Source organism: Komagataeibacter saccharivorans, assembly GCF_004348195.1.
Classification (GTDB): domain Bacteria; phylum Pseudomonadota; class Alphaproteobacteria; order Acetobacterales; family Acetobacteraceae; genus Komagataeibacter; species Komagataeibacter saccharivorans.
This window is the reverse complement of sequence record NZ_CP036404.1, coordinates 1-13,155: the sequence shown is the minus strand read 5'-3', so window position 1 is coordinate 13,155 and position 13,155 is coordinate 1. Positions and strand designations below refer to the sequence as shown.

Sequence of the window (13,155 nt, the reverse complement as noted above, 5' to 3'; positions counted from 1 at the left end):
CCGTCGCCCTCGATAATCGAGTATCAATAATGCCACACAGAAGTTGCATTAACAACACGGTCCATATCACATTGCCGTCCGTTTTTCATACGCAGGCCGTATCCGACGTGGCATTCAGCCATGCCTTCACCTGCCCTTCCGGGTCAGGCATGCGGATGAAGTCGGACACGGCGGCAACACAATCCGCTCCGGCAGACAGGCACAGCGGCGCGCGCTCCAGCGTCACTCCCCCGATCGCAACCAGCGGAATCGATCCGATGCGCTGTTTCCACAGGCTCAGCTTTGCCGTGCCCTGCGGTCCCCATGGCATTTTTTTCAGTCTGGTCGGCCATACCGGCCCCAACGCCACATAATCGGGCGCCACGGAAAGCGCGCGTTCCAGTTCCGCATCGCTGTGCGTGCTGACACCCAGCCGGATTCCGGCCGCACGGATGGCGGTCAGGTCGGCCGTGTCCAGATCTTCCTGACCCAGATGGATGTAATCCACCCCTTCCTCAATCGCGATGCGCCAGTAATCATTCAGGACAAGACAGACGCCGTACTGACGCGCATAATCGATACCCGCACGGATTTCCCGACGCAGGTCATCCGTCGCCATATCCTTCAGCCGCAACTGGATCAGGCTGGCGCCCGCCCGCCCCAGACGCGCAACCCAGTCCGCCGTGTCCACCACCGGGTAGATCCGTGAGGGAAGCGGCATGCTCATAACACCGCCTGCCCGATGACGGGGGTGGAAGGCACCGCCATATCACGCTCTTCCATCGGATCGGCCAGATAGGCCATGCGCCCGGCTTCCACCGCCATAGCGAAGGCACGGGCCATCTGCGCCGGATCACCAGCCCTGGCGACCGCGGTATTGATCAGGACCGCATCATATCCCAGTTCCATCGCCTGTGCCGCGTGGGAGGGCACGCCGATACCGGCATCGACCACCATCGGCACATCGGGAAAATGCGCCCGCAGCGCCCGCAGGCCGAACAGGTTGTTCAATCCCTTGCCCGAACCGATGGGCGCGCCCCATGGCATCAGGACTTCACATCCCGCGCGCAGCAGACGTTCCGCCCCCACCAGATCCTCGGTCATGTAGGGAAAGACGTTGAAGCCATCTTCCGTCAGGATACGCGCGGCCTCAACCAGCGCGAACATGTCTGGCTGCAGGGTGTCGGATTCGCCGATCACCTCCAGTTTGATCCAGTTCGTTCCGAATACCTCACGCGCCATCTGCGCGGTGGTTACGGCCTCACGGGCCGTATGACAGCCCGCCGTATTGGGTAGGACCGGCACGCCAAGGGCGCGGATCAGTTCCCAGAATGACTGCCCCGCCCGTGCGCGCGCCGCCTCCCGCCGCAGCGAAACCGTCACCACCCCCGCACCGGCGCGACGGACCGCATCCGTCAGGATTTCGGGCGATGGGTACTGCGCCGTGCCCAGCATGAGGCGCGACGCCAGTTCGGTGCCGTAGAAAAGGGTCATTGTCTTTATCCTCCCTGCATCGGGGCCAGGATTTCCACCCGCGCACCTTCATGCAGGGGCATGGATGCCCGCCTGCCCGCCGCGACAAAGCTGCCATCAACCGCTGTCGCCACGCGGGCCGTACCCTGATAGCCCAGTTCGTCCAGCAACGCCGCAAGCGTGGGCGCCCTTACGTCGTGACGTTCATCATTTACCAGAATCTGCATGTCCATCTCCTTTGCGGGAGGTATCACCCGTTACCGAACACGATATCGGCCGCATCGGCTGCCCGGACGGGTGAGAGCAGGAAACCGTGCCGGTACATTCCATTAATGTGGATATGCCGCCCTTCCCGCCTGACCGCAGGCATATTGTCGGGAAAGGACGGACGCAGGCCGGTGCCGGTTTCCAGTATTTCCGCTTCGCCAAAGGCGGGATGAAGGGCGTAGACCGCGCCCAGCATTTCCGCCATCGACCGCAGGGTCATGGGACCCGCGTTTTCGCTTTCGATCATCGTGGCACCTACCATGTATACATGGTCAGCACGCGGCACGATATAAATGGGTATGCGCGGATGAAGCATGCGCACGGGGCGGTGCAGCGTTACATCCGGGCAGCGCAGCAGCAGCATCTCGCCCCGGACACCGCGCATGTCCGCCATCTGGTCACGCGCGGCAATCCCCGTGCAGTCCACCACCCAGTCATATCCGCCTGTCCCGGCCGTCCGGGGCACGTCGAACGTGATCCGTCCCCCCAGATCAACAAGACGGGCCGCGAGCGCGGCCAGCGCATCACGCGGGTTCACATGGCCCTCACCGGCAAAGAACAGGCCCGTGGAGAAACGATCCGCCAGATCGGGTTCCAGTTCCGTGATTCCCGCTTCACCAATGGTGGAAAAATGGGATGTCCGCCGCCCGAAACGCGCGACTTCGCGCACGTCACGCGCAGGTGCCAGAACAAGGGTGCCATTGCGCGTCACACCGGGCACATGCGCGTCCCACCAGTCGAGGGAGGAAAGGGACTGCTCCGTTACCTCCCGCGTTGCGGATTCAGCCTCGCACCATGGCGCCAGCATGCCCCCGGCGTACCACGACGCACCAGAACCGACACGGGCCCCGTGTTCATGCACATGAACCCGCGCGCCCCGTTCCGCCAGTGTTACGGCAGCAGTCAGCCCGGAAACCCCCGCCCCACGCACAAGGACAGACGGACCCGCCGCGGGGGAGAATGCCGTTTGTTCTGCCATGTGCCTGATGCCCCTGTTCAGATAGATCGTGTTCGCCGCACAGTGTGCCTGTTAAGCGCCTGTGTCTATTCAACAGTGACGGATTTCGCCAGGTTGCGCGGCTGGTCCACATCCGTGCCCCGCAGCAGTGCCACCTCATAGGCCAGTATCTGCACGGGAATGGTCTGCAGGATCGGGGCCACGAATTCATCAACCGTCGGAATCGCCACCACACATTCCGCGATATCGCGCAGGCGGGGCGCGCCCTCCATATCCGTAAACACCAGCAGGCGGCCACCACGGGCTTTGGCTTCCTGCAGGTTGGACAGGGTCTTGTCGAACAGCGGCCCCGAAGGCACCGTCGCCACGACCGGCACCGTGCTGTCGATCAGCGAGATGGGGCCATGCTTCATTTCGCCCGCCGCATAGGCTTCCGCATGGATATAGGAAATTTCCTTGAGCTTCAGCGCCCCCTCAAGGGCTACGGGGAACATTGCCCCCCGCCCCAGATAGAGGACATCGCGCGCTTCGGCCACGATGGCGGCCATGCGGCGGATTTCGTCATGCCGTTCGAACACTTCCGTCGCCTTGCTGGGCAGGTCGAGCAGGTGCGTGACCATGCTTTCTTCCTGTGTCGCATCCAGCAGTCCCCGCGCACGGCCAAGGGCAATGGTCAGGCAGGCCAGCACGGAAAGCTGCGCAGTAAAGGCCTTGGTGCTGGCGACCGAGATTTCAGGCCCGGCCACGGTGCCCAGTACGGCGTCGCTTTCCCGCGCCATGGTGCTCTGCTCAACATTCAGCACCGATACGATGTGCTGACCGGCGGCGCGCATGCCGCGCAGGGCGGCGAGCGTGTCCGCCGTCTCACCGGACTGGGAAATGAGCAGCCCAAGCCCACCCTGCGCCAGTGGCGGATTGCGGTAGCGCATCTCGCTCGCCACATCGATATCGACAGGCAGGCGGCCATACTGCTCGATCCAGTACCGTCCGATCATGCCTGCATAAAAAGCGGACCCGCAGGCCGTCACCACCGCGCGCGGCACGCTGGCGAGGTCGAAGGGCAGTTCGGGCATCACGACCCGGCGGGTCGCCGGGTCGATCAGGCGCTGCAGGGTCTGGCCGATCACGACCGGATGTTCGTGCAGTTCCTTTTCCATGTAATGCCGGTAGCCGTCCTTGCCCACGGCGGCTGCGATCAGCGCGGTCACCTTGATCGGGCGATCGACCTGATTGCCCGCCATGTCAAAGAACGTGGCCCCTTCGCGTGTGATCACCGCCCAGTCGCCATCATCCAGATAAGCGATGCGGCGGGTCAGCGGCGCGAGGGCGAGACTGTCCGAACCAAGGAACATCTCGTTATCGCCAAAACCGACCACCAGCGGGGCACCGTGGCGCGCGCCGATCACCATGCCATCGTGACCGGCGAAGATCATGGCCAGTGCGTAGGCCCCTTCGAGCCGTTTCAGGCAGGCATGCGCGGCCTCACGCGGGGAAAGGCCGCGCTGGAGGTGGTAGTCCACCAGTTGCGCAATGGTTTCGCTGTCGGTTTCGGTGGAGAAAACCTGACCTGCTTCTTCAAGCTCGCGGCGCAGTTCCTCGAAATTCTCGATAATGCCATTATGCACGACCGAAACCCGTTCCGTCCCGTGCGGGTGGGCATTGTTTTCCGTGGGCGCGCCATGGGTGGCCCAGCGCGTATGCCCGATACCTGTCACGCCGGGCAGCGGCATGCGTGCCAGCAGGGTCGCCAGATGGTCCAGCTTGCCCGCCGCGCGACGTCGTTCGACCTGCCCGTGTTCCAGTGTCGCGATGCCAGCGGAATCGTAACCACGATATTCCAGACGGCGCAGGGCATCAAAAATAACCGGCGTGGCCTGATTGCTGCCGACAACCCCTACTATGCCACACATCAGCCCTGTTCCTTCTTGTTCTTCAGTTTTTGACGAAATGCCTGCGCATATCCGTCCCTGTTGGACTGGCGGGCACGACCAAAGGCCATGGCCCCGTCAGGCACGTCCTGCGTGATCACGCTACCCGCAGCGGTGATGACACCATCGCCCACCCTTACCGGGGCGACCAGCACCGAATCCGAGCCGATGAAGCTGTCGGCCCCGATTTCCGTCTGGTGCTTGAACACGCCATCATAATTGCAGGTAATGGTGCCCGCGCCGATATTGGCCCCACTACCCACCGTGGCGTTGCCCAGATAGGTCAGGTGACTGGCCTTGGCCCCGGCCCCCAGCGTCGTGGCCTTGATTTCCACAAAATTGCCTACGCGCGCGCCCTCACCCACATCACTTCCGGGGCGCAGGCGGGCATAGGGGCCGATACTGGCGTCCGGACCGACAACAGCGCCTTCGACATGGGAAAAGGCATGGATTTCCGTGCCGCGCCGTATATGCACGCAGGGGCCGAACACCACATGCGGGTGGACAACCGTATCAGGTTCCAGCACCGTATCCGCGCACAGAAAAACAGTATCGGGCGCAATCAGGGTCGTGCCTGCGGCCATGACCGCCTGACGCAGCCGGGCCTGCACGCAGGCTTCCGCCATGGCCAGTTCGGCGCGGGAATTGATGCCCCGCAACTCATCCTCGGGCGCTACAACGGCCCGCACGCGGCCTCCGTCGGCTACGGCGCACGCCACCACGTCGCCCAGATAATATTCGCCCTGCGCGTTGTCGTTGCGGATTTCAGACAGCCAGCGGCGGAAATCGCCCGCACTGGCGCACAGCACACCGGCGTTGCACAGGCCGATGGCACGTTCCTGATCATTGGCATCAGCCCATTCCACAATGCGCGTGACCTGATCACCCTGCATGACGACACGGCCATACCGCCCCGGATCAGCCGGTTCCATGGCCAGAAGGGCCAGCGCCGTATCATCGCGCCGTTTGCGCTCCAGCAGCGCGCGCATCGTGCCTGACGTGATAAGCGGGTTATCACCATACAGCACCGCGACATCCCCGGTCCCGAACGCTTCTTCCGCCTGTCGTGCCGCATGGCCCGTGCCAAGCCGGTCATGCTGGACCACCACGGCATGAGGCGCGGCAAGGGCGGCCACATCCTCCATGCCGGGACCGACAACTACAACGATCCGGTCAAATACCTGTGCTGCGTTATCGACCAGGTAACGCAGCATGGGCTGTCCGGCCAGCGGATGCATGACCTTGGGCCGTTCCGATTTCATGCGCGTGCCCCGGCCCGCGGCGAGAATGATGGCTGTCGACATGGAAGATGCCGGGGAGGATACTGCGGTATCTGTCTGGGTATTCATGGCATTGTGCGCGTACTCCGCTGCTGACCGCCCTGTCAAACCCTTATCCGTGCGCGCTATCATCACTTAGAATTTCCGATTGCTACTTCAGCATTCTGACCGTCAGAGGAACCCATCATGACCGTCTCCCTGCCCCGTCTGGCCGTGTTCGATATGGATGGCACGCTGATCGACAGTCTTCCCGATCTGGCCGCCTGTGCCAACCGTCTCCTGTCCCATTACGGCCTGCCCCCCATAACCCCGGACCTTGTACGCCCCATGATCGGCGACGGGGTGACGGTACTTGTCGCCCGCCTGCTGGACCATGCAGGACCGGCTGCGGCCAGCATTGACCGGACGGAAGCCGTAACCCGCTACATGGCTGACTATACGCCCCATTCAACCGACCTGTCCCGCCCCTTTCCCGGCACGATCGGCATGCTGGAAGGGCTGCGCGATGCAGGCTGGCACATGGCCGTATGCACCAATAAACCCGTGGCCGCCGCACGGCATATCCTGAAGGTTCTGGATCTGGAGGACTGGTTCATCGCCGTTGGCGGTGGCGACAGCTTCAGCACCCGCAAGCCTGACCCGCGCCACCTGCTGGGCACCATAGAACTGGCCGATGGCAGCGCGCACCGTGCTATCATGACAGGCGATCATCATAACGACATGGCCACCGCCATCGGCGCGCATGTGCCAGCCATCTTCGCCCGCTGGGGCTATGGCCGCCCGGAAATGGAGGCGGGCGCCACGGTCGGGGCCGATTCCATTTCCGAAATCACGCATCTGGCGGGTGAACTGCTACCCGCCTGACCGATCAGACGTCGAGATTGGCGACCTTCAGCGCATTGCCAACAATAAAGTCCCGACGCGGCTCGACCACATCCCCCATAAGGGTGGAGAAAACCTGAGCCGCGTTTTCCACGTCGCCAACCCGGACCTGCAGCAGCGTGCGCATGGCGGGGTCGAGCGTGGTTTCCCACAACTGCTCGTCATTCATTTCACCCAGGCCCTTGAAGCGGTTGATCGATAGCCCCTTGCGTCCCTGCGCCAGAATCCGCTCATACAGCGAAGCCGGGCCGTTGAAGCTATGTGCGCTGCCATCCAGCAGCAGGTCCACCGGCCTGCCGAAATCGGCCAGCAGCCGCTCATGCCGTTCCGCCAGCCAGCGCACTTCCGCGCTGCGCAGGGCGAGGCTTTCGAGCCGGTAGACTTCCCCCACGCCGCGCACGCTGCGCGCCATTTCCAGCCCGCTTTCGCTGGCGGCGATTTTCCAGCCCCGTTCGGCCGGGGGCGACACCGCATCCAGACGGGCCTGAAGATCGACAACGCGTTCCGGCACCGCCTGAATATCCGCCCGCAGCACACCGGCAATGGCCGCCTGCTCCAGCACCCATACCTGCACGCGGGATGACAGGCGTGAAAGCGCACGGGTTACGTCGCGGATGAACAGTACGTCTGCGCGCATGGCGTCGCCATCAACCGTACGGCCATCGGCATAACGCAGCGACGCATTGGCCAGCGCCTTGTCCAGCAGGTAGGATTCAAGGGCGGCATCGTCCTTCAGATACCGTTCGTCATTACCACGCTTGGCGCGGTACAGCGGCGGCTGGGCGATATAGAGATACCCGTTTTCGATCAGTTCCGGCATCTGACGGAAGAAGAAGGTCAGCAGCAGGGTACGGATATGGGAGCCGTCAACGTCAGCGTCAGTCATGATGACGATGCGGTGGTAGCGCAGTTTCTCGATCGAAAAACCACCATGTTCCACATCACCACGCCCGATGCCCGTGCCCAGCGCCGTAATCAGCGTGCCGATTTCAGCCGAACCCAGCATGCGGTCGAACCGCGCGCGCTCGACATTCAGGATCTTGCCCTTCAGCGGCAGAATCGCCTGAAAACGCCGGTCGCGTCCCTGCTTGGCAGTCCCACCGGCCGAGTCACCCTCGACGATGAACAGTTCGGAGCGTGAGGGATCGCGTTCCTGACAGTCCGCAAGCTTGCCCGGCAGAGATGAAATATCCAGCACCCCCTTGCGCCGGGTCAGTTCACGCGCACGGCGCGCGGCTTCACGCGCGGCAGCGGCATCCATCACCTTCGCCACGATGTGACGGGCTTCCTTGGGATGGGTTTCAAACCAGTGGGCGATCATGTCCGCCGCCGCGGCATGTACCACCGGCTGCACTTCGGAGGAGACCAGCTTGTCCTTGGTCTGGGACGAGAATTTGGGGTCCGGCACCTTGACCGACAGCACGGCGGTCAGCCCCTCGCGCATGTCCTCGCCATTCAGGGCGTGGCTGTCCTTCTTGCTGGCATTGGCTTCGGCATAGCGGCCCACCACGCGGGTCAGGGCCTGACGGAAACCAGCCAGATGGGAACCGCCATCACGCTGCGGAATGTTGTTTGTGAAGCACAGCATGGTTTCATGGAAACTGTCGTTCCATGTCAGGGCGAATTCGACCTTGATGCCGTTTTCCTCGTTCTGCAGGCTGCCGGTAATGGGGGGCTCGACAATCGCGTTCTTGCCCTGATCCAGCCATTCGACAAAGGCGCACAGACCGCCTTCATAAAAGAAATTCTCTTCGCGCGCGGGGCTATGCCGTTCATCGCGCAGCACGATCCGCATGCCGGAATTGAGAAAAGCCAGTTCCCGCAGGCGCCGTTCAAGAATCGGGAATTCAAATTCGACCTTTGCAAAGGTCTCGGCACTGGGCTTGAACGTGACCTGCGTGCCGCGCGGCTCGGCGCTTTCGCCCACAACACGCAGCGCCTCATCGCGTTCGCCGCCACGGAAGCGGATCACATGTTCCTTGCCTTCACGCCAGATGCGCACTTCCATCCATTCGGACAGGGCGTTCACCACGGCGGCGCCCACGCCATGCAGGCCGCCCGACACCTTGTATGAATTCTGGTTGAACTTGCCACCGGCATGCAGCTTGGTCAGCACGACCTCGGCAGCGCTCACCCCTTCCTCGTGATGCATGTCGGTGGGAATGCCGCGTCCGTCATCACGCACGCTGACACTGCCATCGCCATTCAGCGTGACGGTGCAGCAGGTTGCGAAACCGGCCTGGGCCTCGTCCACGGCGTTGTCGATGATCTCGAACGCCATATGGTGCAGGCCGGAGCCGTCATCGGTATCGCCAATATACATGCCGGGGCGCTTTCGCACCGCATCCAGTCCCCGCAGAACCGAGATGGATGCCGCATCATAGTCAGCCGGGGGAACGATGCCGCCCTCGACCTCGACATCGGGTTTCTGATCGGGACTGGATTGATCGGACATGCCGGCAGATGCTCCACAGCGCATAACAATAAAATAACTGAACGCATTATAGCCCGAACCGGGTGACGGAACCAGCATTCCTCACCGGAATCATGCACCGTGAGCAAGATTACCTTCACCCGGTGTTACGAATTCCGCAGTTTCACGCAACGGTGCGAATTGTTCAGGGTCCGTTCCCGTCAGCATAACGCCCGTATCCATCCGTTCAATGGCGCGGAACAGGGCAGACCGCCGCATATCGTCCAGATGTACCAGCGGTTCATCAAGCAGCAGCATCGGGGCCCGCCCCCGGCAGGCTGTCAGGGTCCGGGCATGCGACAGGACAATCCCCACCAGCAGCGCCTTCTGCTGGCCGGTGCTGGACAGATGCGCCGACCGCCCGGTCAGACGGTCAGCCATACGCAGATCGGTACGATGCGCACCGAAACGGCTGCCGCCCCGCTGGCGATCCAGTGCGCGTGCCTGCGCCATCTGCTCGGCCAGCCAGTCTTCCACCGCAAGGGCTGGCGAGACATCCAGCCGGGCGGCTATGGCGCAGTCGAGTTCCAGCAGGGCGGCGGGGAAACCGTCCTGTGTGGCCAGTTCATCGGCATTCAGCCGGGCGACCATATCGCTGCGCGCCGCAACGGCAGCAACAGCATGGCGCGCCATGGTCCGCTCCAGCGCCGTCAGCCAGTCGGTATCCGCCGTGCGCTGCGCCAGCAGACGGTTACGCTGCACCATCGCCCGCTCATGGGCGGCGAGTTCACGGCCATGTCCCGGTTCAAGGGCCAGTACCAGACGGTCTAGAAAACGGCGGCGACCACCTGCCCCTTCCTGAAACAGGCGATCCATCTGCGGCGTCAGCCAGACGGCTGCAAAATGTTCGGAAAGGGCATCCCGGTTACGCTGGGCCTGTCCATCGATATGGAATACCCGGCGTTCGGGACGCAACGGGTCGGCTCCGGTCGCAAGCTGGACAGACAGGGCGTCATCCCCATCCATGCCCGCAACCTGCGCCACAACACCCCACAGGGTTGCGCCATGGCGGGGCAGTTCATCCATCCGGGCGCCCCGCAGGCCACGCCCCGGCACCAGCAGCGACACCGCTTCAAGCATGTTGGTCTTGCCGCTGCCATTCGGCCCGGTAACGACGGTAACCTGCCGTTCCGGCTGCCACGAAAGATGCCGGTAATTACGGAAATCCGTCAGCGCCAGCCGTGTTATCCAGGCCATGCGACCTGAAAACCGCGTGCGATCACACGCGCATCGGCATCAGCACATACAATGCGGACGGACTGTCCACATCACGCACGATGGTCGGGGCTGAACTGTCGGAAAAAGCGAATTCCACTTCCTTTTCCACCTGATCGGTAATGTCGTTCAGGTAGCGGGCCTGAAATCCGATCTCGATCGGGGCGGCGTCGTAGGAGACGTGGTTTTCATCCAGTTCTTCCGTCGCCGTGCCCTGATCCTGACTGGCGGCGGAAAGAGTAAGCAGGTTGGGCGTCATGCTCAGCTTGACCGGGCGCGAACGCTCCTGACTGATCGCGGCCACGCGGGCCACGGCATCGGAAAAGATCTTCTTGCCCACACGCAGGATCTTGTCATTCCCGTGCGGAATCACGCGCTCATATTCCGGGAAGGTTCCGTCGATCAGCTTGGAAGTCAGGGTGATGCTGCCAATGGAGAACTGGATACGGGTATCAGACAGGGTCACGTCCACCTGCTCCGCCCCTTCATCAAGCAGCTTGCGCAGTTCCCCCACGGTCTTGCGCGGCACGATCACGCCCGGCATGCCCGCGCTGCCCGCAGGCAGGTCGGTTTCGACACGGGCCAGACGATGCCCGTCCGTGGCCACCGCGCGCAGCACCGGCCCCGCATCGCCTTCGGCCACATGCAGGAAAATACCGTTGAGGTAGTAGCGCGTCTCTTCCGTGGAAATGGCGAAACGGGTGCGGTCGATCAGACCACGCAGCACGGTGGCAGGAATACGGAATTCATGCGGCAGGCTGCCCGCCATCATGGACGGAAAATCGTCCACGCTCAGCACGTTCAGGCTTGTCGCGAACCGCCCCGCCCGCAGACCCAGCGGCGCATCGCCCCCGGCGTGATCCAGTTCGACCAGCGCACCATCGGGCAGCTTGCGCACAATTTCATACAGCACCGCGGCAGGCGCCGTAACGGCGCCATCACGCAGCGTTTCCGCCGCGACATGCTCGACAACCGCGATTTCCATGTCGGTCGCCGTCAGGGTCATGGCGCCATCGACGACGTTGATCAGCACGTTCGCCAGAATGGGGATCGTATTGCGCTTCTCGGCAACGCTCTGGATATGGGCCAGTGCCTTGAGCAGCGTTACGCGGTCAGCCTTCAATTTCATCGGTACGATATCCTCCACACCCCGCTGCGTCCGCCCATACGAACATGCGGGGCCGACATATCTAGCAGGCGGGGGTTACAGCGGTAAAGGGGTGCGCGAACGGGAAATGCCCGTCAGCTTTCAAGCATGCGGCGCAGCAGTTCCACGTCCTCGGCAAAGGCGGGGTCCTGTTCCATCAGTTCCGTCACGCGTGATACGGCGTGCATGACCGTGGTGTGGTCACGATTGCCGAACTTGCGGCCGATTTCGGGCAGGGAACGGCTGGTCAACTGCTTGGCCAGATACATCGCCACCTGACGCGGGCGCGCCACGGCCCGCGCCCTGCGGGCGGAGGACATGTCGGTCAGGCGGATATTCCAGTGTTCGGCCACCTTGCGCTGGATTTCCTCGATGGTGACGCGCCGGTCATGCGCCTTGAGGATGTCATGCAGCACATCCTGCGTCGCCTCCAGCGTGACGGGGCGACCAAACAGGTTGGCATGGGCGATCAGGCGGTTCAGCGCGCCTTCGAGTTCGCGCACGTTGGACGTGATCTTGTGCGCAAGGAATTCCAGCACCTTGGCAGGCACCATGACGCCAGAGGCCGTGGCCTTGGCTTCCAGAATGGAAATACGCAGCTCAAACGTGGTGGCGTGGATATCCGCCACCATGCCACAGCCAAGACGCGTGCGCAGCCTGTCCTCCAGCCCCGACAGGTCGGAGGGGGACTTGTCGGCGGAAACGACAATCTGCCGCCCGGCGTCAACCAGCGCATTGAAGGTATGGAAGAATTCTTCCTGCGTGTTGTCCTTGCCGATCAGGAACTGGAGATCGTCGATCATCAGCACATCGACCGAGCGCAACTGCTCCTTGAACTCCATCGTGGACTGGGAGCGGATGGCCGCGATGAAGCGGTACATGAACTTTTCAGCCGACATGTAGGCGACTGAAACCCGCCCCTCACGCAGTAGCTCGGCACCGATCGCATGCATGAGATGCGTCTTGCCCAGCCCGACGCCACCATACAGAAACAGCGGATTGAATCCGGGGCTGGAGGGCCGCTCGGCCACGCGGCGTGCGCAGGCGTAAGCAAACTCGTTCGGCTTGCCGACCACAAAGGTATCGAAGGTAAAGCGGGGGTCCAGCGGGGCGGCCAGATCGCTGCGGACCTCGGCCTGACGCGGTTCCTCGACCGGTGCGGGTGCTGCCGCCAGCGCTGGCGGCCTGGCATGCGCTACGGGAATATCCGGCGTGGGCGCGTCCTCGCCCACGGGCTCAGCCGACGCGGCATCCGGTCGGGCGACCTGAAGTTCCACGCGGCGGATGGCGGGCACTTCGGCATTCCACAGCGTGCCAAGACGGTCACCATACTGCCCGCGCACCCAGTCACGCAGGAATCGGGTAGGCAGATAAAGGGTGATCTCGTCCTCATCCACCGGGCCGACCGTGATCTGGCGTAGCCACGTGCGGTATTCGACTTCACCGACTTCGACCTTCAGCCGTTCGCAGATGCGCGACCAGTGAATGGCGAGCACGCTTTTCTGTGCGTTGGCTTCCGCAACCGCGTCATAGCCTTCCAGTCCGCCCGTCAT

At 63.0% G+C, this 13,155-nt stretch carries 11 protein-coding genes; 1 reads left to right on the top strand and 10 read right to left on the bottom strand.

Going from position 1 to position 13,155, the window contains the following annotated elements:
- Positions 1 to 85 precede the first annotated feature (85 nt).
- The 6 genes from KSAC_RS00055 to glmU form a co-directional block, all read right to left on the bottom strand.
- The gene (locus KSAC_RS00055; protein WP_132303426.1) at positions 86 to 706 is read right to left on the bottom strand and encodes a thiamine phosphate synthase; all 621 of its coding nucleotides are present in this window, start codon (positions 704 to 706) and stop codon (positions 86 to 88) included.
- On the bottom strand, positions 703 to 1,473 hold the full coding sequence (locus KSAC_RS00050) for a thiazole synthase (RefSeq protein ID WP_102324330.1): 771 nt from the start codon (positions 1,471 to 1,473) through the stop codon (positions 703 to 705). The genes KSAC_RS00055 and KSAC_RS00050 overlap by 4 nt, the downstream gene beginning before the upstream one ends.
- Positions 1,474 to 1,478: 5 nt before the next feature.
- The gene (thiS, locus tag KSAC_RS00045) at positions 1,479 to 1,679 is read right to left on the bottom strand and encodes a sulfur carrier protein ThiS (RefSeq protein ID WP_102324791.1); all 201 of its coding nucleotides are present in this window, start codon (positions 1,677 to 1,679) and stop codon (positions 1,479 to 1,481) included.
- Between the two features lie 23 nt (positions 1,680 to 1,702).
- Positions 1,703 to 2,698: a glycine oxidase ThiO gene (gene thiO, locus KSAC_RS00040; RefSeq protein WP_110547224.1), complete on the bottom strand. Its 996-nt coding sequence runs from the start codon at positions 2,696 to 2,698 to the stop codon at positions 1,703 to 1,705.
- Between the two features lie 65 nt (positions 2,699 to 2,763).
- A complete protein-coding gene (gene glmS, locus KSAC_RS00035; protein ID WP_102324332.1) occupies positions 2,764 to 4,587 on the bottom strand; it encodes a glutamine--fructose-6-phosphate transaminase (isomerizing) in 1,824 nt (607 codons plus the stop codon).
- Positions 4,587 to 5,954, bottom strand: coding sequence for a bifunctional UDP-N-acetylglucosamine diphosphorylase/glucosamine-1-phosphate N-acetyltransferase GlmU (gene glmU, locus KSAC_RS00030; protein ID WP_132303424.1), 1,368 nt, complete (start codon positions 5,952 to 5,954; stop codon positions 4,587 to 4,589). Before glmU ends, glmS begins: the two co-directional genes overlap by 1 nt.
- Before the next feature lie 117 nt (positions 5,955 to 6,071).
- On the opposite strand from glmU, the gene KSAC_RS00025 reads away from it, so the two are divergent.
- Positions 6,072 to 6,749: an HAD hydrolase-like protein gene (locus tag KSAC_RS00025; RefSeq protein WP_207918708.1), complete on the top strand. Its 678-nt coding sequence runs from the start codon at positions 6,072 to 6,074 to the stop codon at positions 6,747 to 6,749.
- 4 nt (positions 6,750 to 6,753) lie between these two features.
- On the opposite strand, the gene gyrB is transcribed toward KSAC_RS00025, so the two are convergent.
- From gyrB to dnaA, 4 genes are all read right to left on the bottom strand, one after another.
- A complete protein-coding gene (gene gyrB / locus KSAC_RS00020) occupies positions 6,754 to 9,300 on the bottom strand; it encodes a DNA topoisomerase (ATP-hydrolyzing) subunit B (RefSeq protein ID WP_132303422.1) in 2,547 nt (848 codons plus the stop codon).
- Between the two features lie 12 nt (positions 9,301 to 9,312).
- Complete coding sequence (recF, locus tag KSAC_RS00015; protein WP_132303420.1) at positions 9,313 to 10,437, bottom strand: DNA replication/repair protein RecF; 1,125 nt, start codon at positions 10,435 to 10,437, stop codon at positions 9,313 to 9,315.
- Between the two features lie 22 nt (positions 10,438 to 10,459).
- On the bottom strand, positions 10,460 to 11,584 hold the full coding sequence (gene dnaN / locus KSAC_RS00010; RefSeq protein WP_102324336.1) for a DNA polymerase III subunit beta: 1,125 nt from the start codon (positions 11,582 to 11,584) through the stop codon (positions 10,460 to 10,462).
- Positions 11,585 to 11,697: 113 nt separating this feature from the next.
- On the bottom strand, positions 11,698 to 13,155 hold the full coding sequence (gene dnaA / locus KSAC_RS00005; protein ID WP_132303418.1) for a chromosomal replication initiator protein DnaA: 1,458 nt from the start codon (positions 13,153 to 13,155) through the stop codon (positions 11,698 to 11,700).

Coding starts and splice junctions, on each gene's coding strand:
- thiS (WP_102324791.1), bottom strand. CDS start 1,679: ATGCAGATTCTGGTAAATGATGAACGTCACGACGTAAGGGCGCCCACG.
- KSAC_RS00025 (WP_207918708.1), top strand. CDS start 6,072: ATGACCGTCTCCCTGCCCCGTCTGGCCGTGTTCGATATGGATGGCACG.
- glmU (WP_132303424.1), bottom strand. CDS start 5,954: ATGAATACCCAGACAGATACCGCAGTATCCTCCCCGGCATCTTCCATG.
- thiO (WP_110547224.1), bottom strand. CDS start 2,698: ATGGCAGAACAAACGGCATTCTCCCCCGCGGCGGGTCCGTCTGTCCTT.
- dnaA (WP_132303418.1), bottom strand. CDS start 13,155: ATGACGGGCGGACTGGAAGGCTATGACGCGGTTGCGGAAGCCAACGCA.
- gyrB (WP_132303422.1), bottom strand. CDS start 9,300: ATGCTGGTTCCGTCACCCGGTTCGGGCTATAATGCGTTCAGTTATTTT.
- KSAC_RS00055 (WP_132303426.1), bottom strand. CDS start 706: ATGAGCATGCCGCTTCCCTCACGGATCTACCCGGTGGTGGACACGGCG.
- glmS (WP_102324332.1), bottom strand. CDS start 4,587: ATGTGTGGCATAGTAGGGGTTGTCGGCAGCAATCAGGCCACGCCGGTT.
- KSAC_RS00050 (WP_102324330.1), bottom strand. CDS start 1,473: ATGACCCTTTTCTACGGCACCGAACTGGCGTCGCGCCTCATGCTGGGC.
- dnaN (WP_102324336.1), bottom strand. CDS start 11,584: ATGAAATTGAAGGCTGACCGCGTAACGCTGCTCAAGGCACTGGCCCAT.
- recF (WP_132303420.1), bottom strand. CDS start 10,437: ATGGCCTGGATAACACGGCTGGCGCTGACGGATTTCCGTAATTACCGG.